This window comes from Zoogloea sp. GDB6, assembly GCF_056724105.1.
On sequence record NZ_CM161497.1, the window covers coordinates 601,537 to 613,367 of the forward strand.

Sequence of the window (11,831 nt, forward strand, 5' to 3'; positions counted from 1 at the left end):
GCGGGTGCGCCGCCGAAGGGCGCGCCCGCCAACTGCAGAGACTCTGTAATGGCAGAAAAACCGTTGCGCGTGCTGGTTGCGGATGACATTGCGTCGAACCGGAGCATCGTAGGCACTTTCCTGGCCCACCTGAATTGCGTTCCCATCTATGCGGAGGATGGTGTCGAAGCCGTCGAGCTGTTCCGACGCGAATCGCCGGACGTGGTGTTGATGGACCTGATGATGCCGCGGATGGACGGCTTCGAGGCGATCCGCCAGATCCGCAGCATTGCCGGCGACCGCTGGGTACCGGTGATCATCCTGTCGGCCCTCAGTGGTGAGGGAGACATCGTTCATGGGTTGGACATCGGTGCCGACGATTACCTTGCCAAACCTCTGTCCTTCCCTGTTTTCGCCGCGCGTTTCAAGGCCCTGCGCCGCCTGCTCGACATGCAGCGGCGACTGGCGAGTTCCCTGGAGCAGGTCCGGGCGGTGGCCAACGGGGTCATCGACGGCATCATCTCGGCCGATGAGAATGGCCGCATCCTGTCGGTGAACCGGGCGGCTAGCCAGATCTTCGGCTATTCATCGTCGGAGATGATCGGGCAGCCCCTCGGGATGCTGATGTCGGATGGCGATTTCGGTACCGAGCTGTCCATCCCCAGGCTGTTGTCGTCCGGGCAGATGAAGGCTGGCGGTCAGATCCGCGAGATGCTGGGGCGCCGCAAGAGCGGCGCGACCTTCCCGATGGAGGTCGGCATGTCCGATCTTCAGTTGCCCAACCGGCGCATGTTCATCGGTGTCGTCCGCGACGTCTCCGAGGCGCGCCGCATCCAGCGCCAGCTGGTCGACGACGCGGCCCGTTTGCAGCGCTACCACGACGAGTCGGAGCGCGAGCAGGAGCTGGCGATGAACATCATGGAGCGCCAGATCCGCAGCGACTGGCTGCACGACCGCGCGGTGCAGTATGCGGTGCTGCCGGCGCGCAATTTCTCCGGAGACGTGGTGGCCGTGGCGCGCGCGCCGGACGGCGCCCTGTACGCGATGCTGGCTGATGCCACCGGCCACGGGCTGGCCGCCGCGGTGAGCGTGCTGCCGGCACTGGGCGCGTTCTACCGAGGCGCCGCGCGCAACGCACCGCTGACGAGTCTGGTGACCGAGCTCAATGATCTACTGTGTGGCCTGCTGCCGGCCGGACGCTTCGTCGCGTCGGCACTGGTGCGCCTGGAGGCCGCTGCTCCGCAGGGGCAGATCTGGGTCGGCGGCGTGCCCGACGTGCTGCTGATCGATGAGCGTGGTGCGGTGCTGCAGCGCTTTGTTTCCCGGCAGCTGCCTCTCGGCATCCTGCCGTCTGCCGAGGCCGGAATTGCCTGTGAGGTCTTCGGTTGGAATGCTGCGTCGCAGATCGTGCTCTGCTCGGATGGCCTGACCGAGGCCGAGAACCGCCAGGGCCAGTCCTTCGGCGATGCCGGCCTGGAACAGACCCTGCGTGCAACGCCGCCGGCATCGCGGGTGGCCGGCCTGCGCGAGGCGCTGACCCGCCACCTGGGCCGCCAGTCGGCGGCTGACGATGTGTCGGTGCTGATCCTCGACTGTCTGGTCGATGGCGAAGGGGCGGCCCGGGCCTCGTGATGACGATCTACCCGTGCAGTGGGGGCGAATGAACTTGCCTCCGCTTGTTACCCTCATAAGGGGAACAGGTTGATGTATCTCTGGCGCACTTCATGCTTTAAAGTGCCATGTCTTTCCAGGGTGTTTTCTCATGCTTCGAGTGCTTGTTGTCGACTCCTCCCGTGAGCGTGCCGCGGACGTCTGTGCCGCGGTAGCGCTGGCTGGCCATCAGGTGGCGGCGGTGCTGTCGAATGCCTTCGATCTGTCCGAGCAGGTCCTGGCCACCAAGCCGGATGTGATCTTCATCCAGGCCGATTCTCCCAGCCGCGATACCCTCGAACACCTGGCCATCATGAACCGGGATTGTCCGCGCCCGGTGCTGCTGTTCTCGCAGGACTCCGATTCGGCGGCGATCCGCCGGGCCGTGAAGGCCGGCGTGTCCTCGTATGTCGTCGATTCGGTGTCGTCCGAGAGGCTCGACTCGCTGGTCGAGGTGGCCATTGCCCAGTTCGAGGCCTTCCAGCATCTGCGTGCCGAACGGGATGACGCGACTCGCAAGCTGAGTGAGCGCATCGTCGTGGACAAGGCCAAGGGCGTGCTGATGAAGGCCCGCGGCCTCGACGAGGATGCGGCCTATCACGCGCTGCGCAAGCTGGCGATGGAGCGCGGCCGCAAGGTGGCCGACGTGGCCCAGGATGTGATCGATATGGCCAACCTCCTACTCTGAATGGAGTAGGGGCCGACAGGGCGTGGATATAGATGGGGCGGTGGCGCGAAGGCGCTACCGCCTTTTTTCTTGTGGATTTCCCGGTTTTTTTCGAAATGGGCCGGAATGGTGCCGGTAGAGCGATTGCTGCACTGCGGGAGTGCATTCGTAGGGTGTGTTATTGATACCTCTTAGGGGGTAGTTTTGTGCCCGTTTTAGGCTTTTCTTTTTTATTCAATGTTTTGTTGTTGCTGGCACGGTCCTCGCTAAATCCAGGCAGAAGTCGGACCAACGGCGGCCCGGCTTGATCAGGCGATCAGACTTGGACAAAGGCGTCCATCCCCCCAGCGCGAATCGCGCGGGGAGATGTGACGCCTCTTTTTTTTGGGTAAGCGGATCAGGGGCATGTGATGAGCGCGCAATTCGACGACAAGGTTCTTTCCCGCCGTGGCTTTCTGAAGGCCGGCGCGACTATGGGAGGTATGGCAGCGATGGGGACGATGCTCCCGACGAGCGGTGCTTGGGCCGCGGGTTCCGACAAGCCGGAACTGGAAGAAGTGAAGATCGGGTTCATCCCGCTGACTGATTGTTCCTCGGTGGTGATGGCCTCCGTGATGGGCTTCGACAAGAAGTACGGCATCAAGATCACGCCGAGCAAGGAAGCCTCCTGGGCCGGCGTGCGTGACAAGCTGGCCAACGGCGAGTTGCACGCCGCCCACGTGCTGTACGGCCTGGTGTATGGCCTGCACCTGGGTATCGGCGGCCCGAAGAAGGACATGGCGGTGCTGATGACCCTCAACAACAATGGCCAGGCGATCACCCTGTCCAACGCGCTGAAGGAAAAAGGCGCGGTGGATGGTGCCTCGCTGGCCAAGGTCGTCGCCAAGAAGGACAAGGAATACACCTTCGCCCAGACCTTCCCGACCGGCACCCACGCCATGTGGCTGTACTACTGGCTGGCGGCCCACGGCATCGACCCCTTCAAGGACGTCAAGAACATTGTCGTGCCGCCCCCGCAGATGGTCGCCAACATGCGCGTCGGCAACATGGATGGCTACTGCGTCGGCGAGCCGTGGAACCAGCGTGCGATCGTGGACAAGATCGGCTTCACCGCGGTGACGACCCAGGACATCTGGACCGACCATCCGGAAAAGGTGCTGGGCGCCACTGCCGAGTTTGCCGCCAAGTACCCCAACACCGCCCGCGCGATGATCTGCGCGATCCTCGAAGCCTCCAAGTGGATCGATGCCAGCGCCGCCAACCGCGCCAAGACCGCTGAGACCGTGGCTGCCAAGAGCTACGTGAATACCGACGTGGATGTGATCCGCAGCCGCATGATCGGCCAGTATGAAAACGGTCTCGGCAAGAGCTGGTCCGAAAAGAACTACATGAAGTTCTACAACGACGGCCTGGTGAACTTCCCCTACCTGTCCGATGGCATGTGGTTCCTCACCCAGCACCGCCGCTGGGGGCTGCTCAAGCAGGACGTGGATTACCTGGCGATCGCCAAGGCGATCAACAAGACCGAACTGTACAAGCAGGCCGCGGGCATCGTCGGCGTGCCGGTGCCGAAGTCCGACTTCCGAACCTCCAAGCTGATCGACGGCGTGGTGTGGGACGGCAAGGACCCGAAGAAGTACGCCGCCAGCTTCAAGATCCACGCCTGACCTGTAGGGGCGGGTTCCCTCGCCCAGCACTGCCGATCCACATCCGCGGGCGAAGCCATTCGCCCCTACAGAACTCTGGAGACCCAGATGAGCACTGCGACCCTTACTTCCGGCCTCGTGACTGTCGGGCCGGACACCGAAGCTGCTTCCGAAACGCGGGACGACATCATGGCCGCCAAGCAGGAGGCCCCTGTGGCTGCCGCGCCCCTTGCCCATGCCCCGGCTGCCGAACCGCGCACCTCTTTCGGCGAACACTGCTCCGCCTTCCTGCGTGCGGTGCTCCCGCCGCTGCTCGGCTTCGCCTTCATCATCGGCCTGTGGGCCCTGGTGGCGATGAAGTCGAGCGACTTTCCCGGCCCGGCAAAGACCCTCGATGCCGCCATCACGCTTTTTTCCGATCCCTTCTACCAGAACGGGCCGAATGACCAGGGTATCGGTTGGAACATCCTGTCGTCCCTCAAGCGGGTTGCGGTCGGCTTCGGCGTGGCGGCCCTGGTGGGCATCCCGATGGGTTTCATCATCGGCCGCTTCGCCTTCATGAACAGCATGCTCGAGCCGATCATCAGCATCCTTCGCCCGGTCTCGCCGCTGGCCTGGCTGCCGATCGGCCTGATGGTCTTCAAGGCCGCCGACCCGGCCTCCACCTGGACCATCTTCATCTGCTCCATTTGGCCGATGATCCTCAACACCGCCCAGGGCGTGCAGCGCGTGCCGCAGGATTACCTGAACGTGGCGCGGGTGCTGAACCTGTCCGAGTTCAAGATCATCACCAAGATCCTCTTCCCGTCCGTGCTGCCCTACATGCTGACCGGCATCCGCCTGTCCATCGGCACCGCCTGGCTGGTCATCGTGGCCGCCGAGATGCTCACTGGCGGCGTCGGTATCGGCTTCTGGGTGTGGGATGAGTGGAACAACCTCAAGGTCGAGCACATCATCATCGCCATCTTCGTGATCGGCATCGTCGGTCTGCTGCTCGAACAATGCCTGCTGCTGATCGCCCGCCGCTTCAGCTACGGCAACAACTAACCGGCCCGAGGAGTCCTCACATGAACGCAATCGTCAAGGTCGAAAACGTCGGCATGACTTTCGACACCAAGAAGGGCCGTTTCGTCGCGCTGCAAAACGTCAATCTGCAGATCCGCCAGGGCGAGGTGGTGTCCCTGATCGGCCACTCGGGCTGCGGCAAATCCACGCTGCTCAACCTGATTGCCGGCCTCACGCTGCCGAGCTCCGGCGCGATGATCTGCAACGGCCGCGAGATCGCCGGCCCTGGGCCGGAGCGGGCGGTCGTCTTCCAGAACCACTCTCTGCTGCCCTGGCTGACCTGCTTCGAGAACGTCCATCTGGCCGTCGAGCGCGTCTTTGGCGCCAAGGAGGGCAAGGACAAGCTCAAGGCGCGCACCAATGCCGCGCTGGAGATGGTGCATATGAGCCACGCGGCGCAGAAGATGCCCCACGAGATCTCCGGCGGCATGAAGCAGCGCATCGGCATCGCCCGCGCCTTTGCGATGGAGCCCAAGATCCTGCTGATGGACGAACCCTTCGGCGCCCTCGATGCGCTGACCCGCGCGTCCCTGCAGGACGAGCTGATCGGCGTGATGGAAAAGACCGGCGCCACCGTGGTGATGGTGACCCATGACGTGGATGAGGCGGTGCTGCTGTCCGACCGCGTGGTGATGATGACCAACGGCCCAGCGGCCACCATCGGTGAGATCCTCGAAGTGAAGCTGGCCAAGCCGCGGGACCGCCTGCAACTGGCCCACGATCCGCACTTCGCGGAATGCCGTGGGGCGATCCTAGAGTTCCTGTATCAGAAGCAGATGAAGAAGGCGGCCTGAACGGCAATCTGACGCTGAAGCAAAGAGGCCCGGGCATATGCCCGGGCCTCTTTGCTTTCGATGCCGGGTTGTGCGACCCGTGGCGGATTCACTCACCCGTGGGCGTCGAGCAAACGGCCTGGCGGCGCGTGAACCCGCCCCAACAGGGCGTAGTGCTCCGGCCGTCTGAGGCTTACTTCAGCGCGAAGCCCCGCGTGTTGAGGGCTTCCACCAGGCGGTCGCGGCCGGATAGGGAGCCTGCGTCGCGGACGCGCTTGGTCGAATGGTTGGACCAGGTGCCGCGCACCTTCATGCCCTGGCTGGTGTAGAAGGCGCTCATCGCGCTGTCGTAGTACTCCAGGCCGGCCTGCTGGGCGGGCAGGGAATAGGTTTCCTGATGCAGCACCACGGACTGCAGCGGGCGCGGCTTGACCGAGGCAGGCTGCTGCGGGTCGGGCGTGCCGACGCACAGGCCGAACATCGCGACGACCTTCGACGGCAGCTGCAGTTCGGCCGCCACGTCTTCCGGGCGGTTGCGCATCGCGCCGATATACACGGTGCCGAGGCCGAGGGATTCGGCGGCGGTGACGGCGTTCTGGGCCGCCAGCGCGGCGTCGATGACGCCCACTTCGAACATCTCCAGGTAGTCCAGCGCGGCCGGCGTTTCGCCGAGCTTCTGCGCGACCGCCTCCAGGCGGGCCAGGTCGGCCAGCCACACCAGCAGCAGCGGGGCCTGGCGGATGTGTTCCTGGTCGCCGGCGAATTCGGCCAGACGGGCCTTGCGGGCCGGATCGCGGACCGCCACGACGCTCCATGCATGCAGGTTGGAAGAACTGGCGGCAGATTGGGCGGCGGCGATGATCGCGGCGAGGGTGTCGTCGCTGACCGGGTCGGGCAGGTAGGCGCGCACCGAGCGATGGGCCAGCAGGTGATCGATGATCGGGGAACCGGCGGACGGTACGGCGACGTCGTTGCTGCCGTAACGGGCCTGGTAGAGGGATGCGGTGCTCATGGGATTCCTGGCTGTGGTGAAGGCGGGCGGTGGGGCGCCTGGCCCCGTCGCCGGGAACCCCGATTTTACCGCCAACGGACCGGCCCGGTCCGCCGGCGGTGGCGGGCTTATTCCGCGCTGTTGCTGCGGCGACGGCTGCGCGGCGCGACGGCGGTCTCGCCGTTGGTGGCTTCGCTGTCGTCCGGTTCGTCGCTGCTCAGGGCGTCCGACACCTGGCGGACCTGCTCTTCCACCAGATCGGCGCCGCGGGCGGCGGCATCGGCCAGCTCGTTGAAGCCGGCTTCGGCCTGGCGCAGAGCCTTCTTCACGTGGCCGATGGCGGCTTCGCCGTTGGCGTCGGCACTGCGGGCGGCGTGTTCGAGCTGGCGATTGACAGCCTGGTCGAAGACGGCGACCTGGTCGCGGGCCAGTTGAAGGATGGACTGGTGCGCATCGCCGATGATCTCGAAGTATTCACGGACCAGATTGGCCGAGTCGGCGCGCCAGTCGGACAGGCGCTCGACAGGCAGTGCGTCGAGCTTGATTTCGCTACGGGAGGCCAGCTCTTCCAGGTGTCCGCGGCCTTCCTCGAACAGTTGGCGGCCGTTGCGCAGGGCGAGGTCGGCGAGTTTCTCGGTGGCCTCGACCCATGCACGCGATGCCGCGTGCAGGTTGTCGAGGGTGGCGATACGGGTCTGCTGGATGTCGGACGGGGACAGGTACATGGCATTCTCCTGGGATGGTGGGCCGTCTCAGGCTACGGCCCGGGAATTGCAGGCACGTGACAGACCCGCCATCCCCGCGGGAGTTCAATGCCGAGAGAATAGGTCGCGGATCTTGCAGAGGGTGGTGGTGATGTCGAAACGCGGGTCGGGCAGCGCTTCGCCGGCCAGGATGCGGGCCAGTGCCGTGTCGGGTTGTTGTTCGCCGGTCAGCAGCACCTCGGCGCCGCGCTTGGCCATGTGGCGCACGAAGCCGTCGCCGGCGCTGGCAGCGATGACCACCTCGATGCCGTCGAGCGGATGCGGACCGTCGTCCTCGAAGTGGTGCAGGACCTGCTCGCGGGCCAGCACGATGGCGTTCGGAGCGGGCAGCGGCGAGCCCGGGATGCAGTCGTAGACCAGCCAGTTGCGAGCCTGGCCGGCATGGCCGGCGACGTGGCGCTCGCCGGTGACGGGAATGGCAATCTTCATCGGCAGGGCTCCGCTCAGTGGGTGGCGCGCAGCTCGGCCGCCTCGGCCTCGTCCTGGGTCAGCTCCTCGGGCAGGCAGCCGATCGGCAGGCCGAGGTCCTGGCCTTCGCCTTCGAAACGCACCAGGTAGATCTCCTCGCTGGGCATGGCTTCCACGTGGCCGAACTGGACCACCACGCCGCGGGTGCCGGCGGCGGCGATCAGCGCGCCTTCCTCATAGCCGGGCAGGCCGCCGTCGTTGAACAGGTCTTCGCGGCAGAACACCACGTCTCCGAGCTGGTATTGGACGATGTCTTCCATGGATCTTCTCCGGTTTCAGGTGGTGATGCGGTAGCTCAGCAAGTTCGGTGCCACGCCCGGCACGCTTTTCGCTGACGCACCGGGAGCGCCGGCTGGCGGCGCATCTACGTGGAGAATGCGATGGAATGGTCCGACGAGCGCCACCTGCTTGGCCTGGCGGAAATGGATGACACCCACCGGGAGTTCGTGGCGCTGGTGAATGCGGCCGGGGCGGCCACTGGCGCGGCCTTCATGGAGGCTTTTGCGGCGCTGTGCGCGCACACCGAGACGCACTTCGCCAACGAGGAGACGTGGATGCGCGACAGCGCCTTTCCGGCCGAAGGCGAGCACGCCGGCGAGCACCGCCGCGTGCTCGGCGACCTGCGGCGCTTCCGCGAGCGGGTCGAAAAGGGCTCGACGATGATGGCCAAGGCCTACATCCGCGAGCAGGTGCCAGGCTGGTTCGATCTGCATGCAGCGACGATGGATGCGGCGCTGGCGGCGCACCTGAAGGCTCGCGTCGTTTGATGATGGAGACCGGCCCGCGCAGGCGGGCCGGTGGGCGGGGATTCAGCCGCCGAGGACGGCCTCGTAGGCCTTGCGCAGCAGTTCCAGCTCGATCTGCGCGCAGCCGCGGGCTTCGGTAATCGCCACGAAGCGTCCGCCGGCGCCGGCAATCGTCTCGAAAGGCGGATCCATGGCGGTGAACATGGCCAAGTGGACCTCGACGCAGGCATCGCCGACATCCACGCACTGGCGGAATTCCGGTTCGATCTTGAGGCCGCCGGAGGGCAGGCCGAGGCGCCGCTCGGCTTCCGCCAGATGGACCGACGGCAGCGTGACGACCGGTGATTCGGGAATTTCCTCGTCCGGGCACAGGCTGGCTGCGGCCGGGAAGGGGGTGAAGCCGCACATGCCGTGCTCGAAGCGCACGAAGCGCAGCCGCGCGCTGGTGGGGTGCTTGTGGGCGAAGATCAGGCGGGCGCCGCCAAAGGTATCGGGGGCGTCACTCATGGACGCCCCCGACCTGTGACATGCCTGACACCCGCCCGCTGTTTGTCGTGTTTACGACAGAGGCGGGCGCGGCCATCAGCCAAGCAGTTCCGACTTGATCTGGTCCAGCCAGGTGTCGACGCGCTCTTCCGTCTGTTCCTTCTGGTTGTCGTTGTCGAGAGCCAGGCCGACGAATTCGCCGTCCACGATGGACTTGGACTTGGAGAATTCGTAGTCGTCGGTGGGCCAGCTGCCGATGATCGTGGCGCCCTGGGCCTTGGCGGCGTCGTACAGCAGGATCATCGCGTCGCAGAACTCGTGGCCGTAGGCGTCCTGGTCGCCGAAGCCGAAGATGGCGACGGTTTTGCCCGACAGATCAACGCCCTTGAAGGTCGGGAAGAACTCTTTCCAGGAGTCCACCAGCTCGCCGTCGCCGAGGGTCGGGGTCGCCAGGATGAGGGAGCTGAACTTGGCAACATCGTCGGCCGTGGCCTTGGACACGTTGAACAGCTCGACCACATCTTCGCCGAGCTTTTTCACGATGGACTTGGCCACCTTGCGGGTGTTGCCCGTCTCGCTACCGTAAAAAAGACCGATCTTGCTCATGAGGGATTCTCCTAGGACAGTTTGGGTTTGGTTGGTGCTGACTCGTCCTTTGCAAGAGACGGGCCAGCTCCGGAACCCGGTGTCGCTGGGAGAATCCCCGGAACGGAGGAAGGGGTCAGACCGGCCGGAAGGACGGTTGGCCGGTGCTGTAGCCGGCCTCGATTTCCTCGGCGACGACGCGCCAGATGGGTTTCACGAAGAAGCGCAGGCCCTTGATGATGCTGTCCACGTTCATCATCGACGGCACGCGGATGCCCCGGTGTTCGACCGGGCCGCCGATCTGGGTGATCTTGACGCCCAACTTGGCGAAATGATCCGCCAGCCGAGGCTCGGTGAGGACGAACAGGGTCTCGATGCCCTCGTGCTTGGCGAGGGCGATCACGCCCAGATAGAGGCCAATGGGGATGTAGGGGAAGCGCGGCTGCTCCTTGGTACCGAAATCGTCATCGCTGAGCGCCACGGCGGCCTTGGTCTCGCCCTTGCGTCGGCGGTAGTGGGCGCGTACAGCGAGGCGCGAGACTTCGGCGATGGCTCCGCGGGGCTCCTTGGCGGGATCGATGATGGACCGGTCCAGCGTGGCGGCGCAGGTGCGCTCGAAAGGCAGTGGGTAGTCCGGTTCTTCGGGGCGGGCCATCACCAGGCGGTTACAGCCCACCAGCACGTGGGGCTCGGTGGACGTGCGCAGCAGGCAGTGCAGGCTGTGACGATCGTATTCGTCCGTCTCGCGGCGGTCCGGGCGGACCGGCTCGAAGCCGAGTTCCTCGCAATACACCTCGTGCCGAATGCCGAACACATTGTTGCGGCCGGCGTCGTCGAAGGCGGTGGCGATCTCGAAGTACTTCCGGAATCCTTCACCGAGGCTGAAGCGATCGAGTAGCGACATGGCGGTAGCCCTTGAAGTCTAAATTTCTGGCGATACCCATTTACGGCTGCAAATACTGATTCCTTGAAGGGAAATGGGTATCTGCTTCAATTGTAGTACGTGTCTATGCCAATGGCGTGTTTTGTCGCCCGGCTTGGGGCGTGGATGTGCCGAATGGGTCGGCCGGGAAGTGTCGTATCATAAGATTCCACTGCCCGAAGGATACAGACAGCATGTCGCGCCGCATTTTTGACTACGACGAAGCCTTCTCCCGCAACATCGGCTGGGTGACTCAAGCCGAGCAGACCGCGTTGCGCGGCAAGCGGGTTGCCATCGCCGGCGTGGGCGGTGTGGGGGGCGTACACCTGCTGACCCTGACCCGCCTGGGCGTGGGCGCTTTCCATGTGGCCGACATGGATACCTTCGACCTGGTCAATTTCAACCGCCAGGCCGGCGCGATGATGTCCACCCTCGACCGCCCGAAGGCCGAAGTGATGGCCGAGATGGCCCGTGACATCAACCCGGACGTGGACATCCGTGTGTTTGGCGGCGGCGTCAATGCAGGCAATCTGGACGAGTTCCTGGCCGGCGTCGATCTCTACGTGGATGGCCTCGACTTCTTTGCTTTCACTGCCCGGCGCGACACCTTCAATGCCTGTGGCCGGTACGGCATCCCGGCGGTGACGGCGGCGCCGCTGGGCATGGGCACCGCGGTGCTGAGCTTCCTGCCGGGGCGCATGAGCTTTGAGGAGTACTTCCGCCTCGAAGGTTGTGATGAGGACGAGATGGCGGTGCGCTTCCTGCTCGGCCTGTCGCCGGCCATGCTGCAGCGGGCCTACCTGGCCGACCCGTCGCGGGTCGATTTCGTTGCCCGCCGTGGCCCCAGCACCATCGCCGCCTGCCAGCTGTGTGCCGGCGTGACCGCCACCGAATCCCTGAAGATCCTGCTCGGCCGCGGCGAGGTGCTGTGCGCGCCGTGGGGCTTCCAGTTCGATGCCTACCGCAACCGCTACGTGAAGACCTGGCGGCCTGGTGGCAACAACAATCCGATCCAGCGCATCGGCCTTGCCATCGCCCGCCGTCAGCTGCGGGCGATGCGCGAGGCGGCGCGCGCCTGAGGAGACCGGC

14 protein-coding genes are annotated in these 11,831 nt (G+C 65.1%); 7 read left to right on the plus strand and 7 right to left on the minus strand.

Features of this window, described 5'->3' with window-relative positions:
• Positions 1 to 48: 48 nt before the first annotated feature.
• The 5 genes from AC1PQG_RS02715 to AC1PQG_RS02735 all read left to right on the plus strand — a co-directional run bounded on the left by AC1PQG_RS02715 (position 49) and on the right by AC1PQG_RS02735 (position 5,801).
• Positions 49 to 1,611, plus strand: a complete 1,563-nt coding sequence (locus AC1PQG_RS02715) for a SpoIIE family protein phosphatase (protein WP_481121139.1) — start codon at positions 49 to 51, stop codon at positions 1,609 to 1,611.
• 130 nt (positions 1,612 to 1,741) lie between these two features.
• The gene (locus tag AC1PQG_RS02720; RefSeq protein WP_374480049.1) at positions 1,742 to 2,317 is read left to right on the plus strand and encodes an ANTAR domain-containing response regulator; all 576 of its coding nucleotides are present in this window, start codon (positions 1,742 to 1,744) and stop codon (positions 2,315 to 2,317) included.
• Positions 2,318 to 2,706: 389 nt separating this feature from the next.
• Positions 2,707 to 3,963, plus strand: coding sequence for a CmpA/NrtA family ABC transporter substrate-binding protein (locus tag AC1PQG_RS02725; protein ID WP_481121140.1), 1,257 nt, complete (start codon positions 2,707 to 2,709; stop codon positions 3,961 to 3,963).
• A gap of 87 nt (positions 3,964 to 4,050) precedes the next feature.
• Positions 4,051 to 4,989, plus strand: a complete 939-nt coding sequence (gene ntrB / locus AC1PQG_RS02730; protein WP_481121141.1) for a nitrate ABC transporter permease — start codon at positions 4,051 to 4,053, stop codon at positions 4,987 to 4,989.
• A gap of 20 nt (positions 4,990 to 5,009) precedes the next feature.
• Entirely contained in the window at positions 5,010 to 5,801 is a 792-nt protein-coding gene (locus AC1PQG_RS02735) for an ABC transporter ATP-binding protein (RefSeq protein WP_481121142.1), read from the plus strand.
• Positions 5,802 to 5,973: 172 nt separating this feature from the next.
• Here the strand turns inward: AC1PQG_RS02735 and AC1PQG_RS02740 are convergent, their stop codons facing one another.
• From AC1PQG_RS02740 to AC1PQG_RS02755, 4 genes are all read right to left on the minus strand, one after another.
• Complete coding sequence (locus AC1PQG_RS02740; RefSeq protein ID WP_481121143.1) at positions 5,974 to 6,792, minus strand: NADPH-dependent oxidoreductase; 819 nt, start codon at positions 6,790 to 6,792, stop codon at positions 5,974 to 5,976.
• 107 nt (positions 6,793 to 6,899) lie between these two features.
• Positions 6,900 to 7,496: a hypothetical protein gene (locus AC1PQG_RS02745; RefSeq protein ID WP_481121144.1), complete on the minus strand. Its 597-nt coding sequence runs from the start codon at positions 7,494 to 7,496 to the stop codon at positions 6,900 to 6,902.
• Positions 7,497 to 7,580: 84 nt separating this feature from the next.
• On the minus strand, positions 7,581 to 7,964 hold the full coding sequence (locus AC1PQG_RS02750) for a NifB/NifX family molybdenum-iron cluster-binding protein (RefSeq protein WP_481121145.1): 384 nt from the start codon (positions 7,962 to 7,964) through the stop codon (positions 7,581 to 7,583).
• A gap of 14 nt (positions 7,965 to 7,978) precedes the next feature.
• A complete protein-coding gene (locus AC1PQG_RS02755; RefSeq protein ID WP_481121146.1) occupies positions 7,979 to 8,263 on the minus strand; it encodes a nitrogen fixation protein NifZ in 285 nt (94 codons plus the stop codon).
• Positions 8,264 to 8,383: 120 nt separating this feature from the next.
• Between AC1PQG_RS02755 and AC1PQG_RS02760 the strand changes: the two genes are divergently transcribed.
• A complete protein-coding gene (locus AC1PQG_RS02760) occupies positions 8,384 to 8,770 on the plus strand; it encodes a hemerythrin domain-containing protein (RefSeq protein ID WP_481121147.1) in 387 nt (128 codons plus the stop codon).
• A gap of 42 nt (positions 8,771 to 8,812) precedes the next feature.
• On the opposite strand, the gene AC1PQG_RS02765 is transcribed toward AC1PQG_RS02760, so the two are convergent.
• The 3 genes from AC1PQG_RS02765 to AC1PQG_RS02775 form a co-directional block, all read right to left on the minus strand.
• The gene (locus AC1PQG_RS02765; RefSeq protein WP_481121148.1) at positions 8,813 to 9,256 is read right to left on the minus strand and encodes a hypothetical protein; all 444 of its coding nucleotides are present in this window, start codon (positions 9,254 to 9,256) and stop codon (positions 8,813 to 8,815) included.
• Positions 9,257 to 9,331: 75 nt separating this feature from the next.
• Positions 9,332 to 9,841: a flavodoxin gene (locus tag AC1PQG_RS02770; RefSeq protein WP_481121149.1), complete on the minus strand. Its 510-nt coding sequence runs from the start codon at positions 9,839 to 9,841 to the stop codon at positions 9,332 to 9,334.
• 115 nt (positions 9,842 to 9,956) lie between these two features.
• The gene (locus tag AC1PQG_RS02775) at positions 9,957 to 10,724 is read right to left on the minus strand and encodes a PEP-CTERM/exosortase system-associated acyltransferase (RefSeq protein WP_481121150.1); all 768 of its coding nucleotides are present in this window, start codon (positions 10,722 to 10,724) and stop codon (positions 9,957 to 9,959) included.
• A gap of 212 nt (positions 10,725 to 10,936) precedes the next feature.
• On the opposite strand from AC1PQG_RS02775, the gene AC1PQG_RS02780 reads away from it, so the two are divergent.
• A complete protein-coding gene (locus AC1PQG_RS02780; protein ID WP_481121151.1) occupies positions 10,937 to 11,821 on the plus strand; it encodes a ThiF family adenylyltransferase in 885 nt (294 codons plus the stop codon).
• Positions 11,822 to 11,831: the final 10 nt, after the last annotated feature.

Bases quoted from the DNA above. Each gene is read 5' to 3' on its own strand.
- AC1PQG_RS02715 (WP_481121139.1), top strand. From the start codon at position 49: ATGGCAGAAAAACCGTTGCGCGTGCTGGTTGCGGATGACATTGCGTCG.
- AC1PQG_RS02720 (WP_374480049.1), top strand. From the start codon at position 1,742: ATGCTTCGAGTGCTTGTTGTCGACTCCTCCCGTGAGCGTGCCGCGGAC.
- AC1PQG_RS02725 (WP_481121140.1), top strand. From the start codon at position 2,707: ATGAGCGCGCAATTCGACGACAAGGTTCTTTCCCGCCGTGGCTTTCTG.
- ntrB (WP_481121141.1), top strand. From the start codon at position 4,051: ATGAGCACTGCGACCCTTACTTCCGGCCTCGTGACTGTCGGGCCGGAC.
- AC1PQG_RS02735 (WP_481121142.1), top strand. From the start codon at position 5,010: ATGAACGCAATCGTCAAGGTCGAAAACGTCGGCATGACTTTCGACACC.
- AC1PQG_RS02740 (WP_481121143.1), bottom strand. From the start codon at position 6,792: ATGAGCACCGCATCCCTCTACCAGGCCCGTTACGGCAGCAACGACGTC.
- AC1PQG_RS02745 (WP_481121144.1), bottom strand. From the start codon at position 7,496: ATGTACCTGTCCCCGTCCGACATCCAGCAGACCCGTATCGCCACCCTC.
- AC1PQG_RS02750 (WP_481121145.1), bottom strand. From the start codon at position 7,964: ATGAAGATTGCCATTCCCGTCACCGGCGAGCGCCACGTCGCCGGCCAT.
- AC1PQG_RS02755 (WP_481121146.1), bottom strand. From the start codon at position 8,263: ATGGAAGACATCGTCCAATACCAGCTCGGAGACGTGGTGTTCTGCCGC.
- AC1PQG_RS02760 (WP_481121147.1), top strand. From the start codon at position 8,384: ATGGAATGGTCCGACGAGCGCCACCTGCTTGGCCTGGCGGAAATGGAT.
- AC1PQG_RS02765 (WP_481121148.1), bottom strand. From the start codon at position 9,256: ATGAGTGACGCCCCCGATACCTTTGGCGGCGCCCGCCTGATCTTCGCC.
- AC1PQG_RS02770 (WP_481121149.1), bottom strand. From the start codon at position 9,841: ATGAGCAAGATCGGTCTTTTTTACGGTAGCGAGACGGGCAACACCCGC.
- AC1PQG_RS02775 (WP_481121150.1), bottom strand. From the start codon at position 10,724: ATGTCGCTACTCGATCGCTTCAGCCTCGGTGAAGGATTCCGGAAGTAC.
- AC1PQG_RS02780 (WP_481121151.1), top strand. From the start codon at position 10,937: ATGTCGCGCCGCATTTTTGACTACGACGAAGCCTTCTCCCGCAACATC.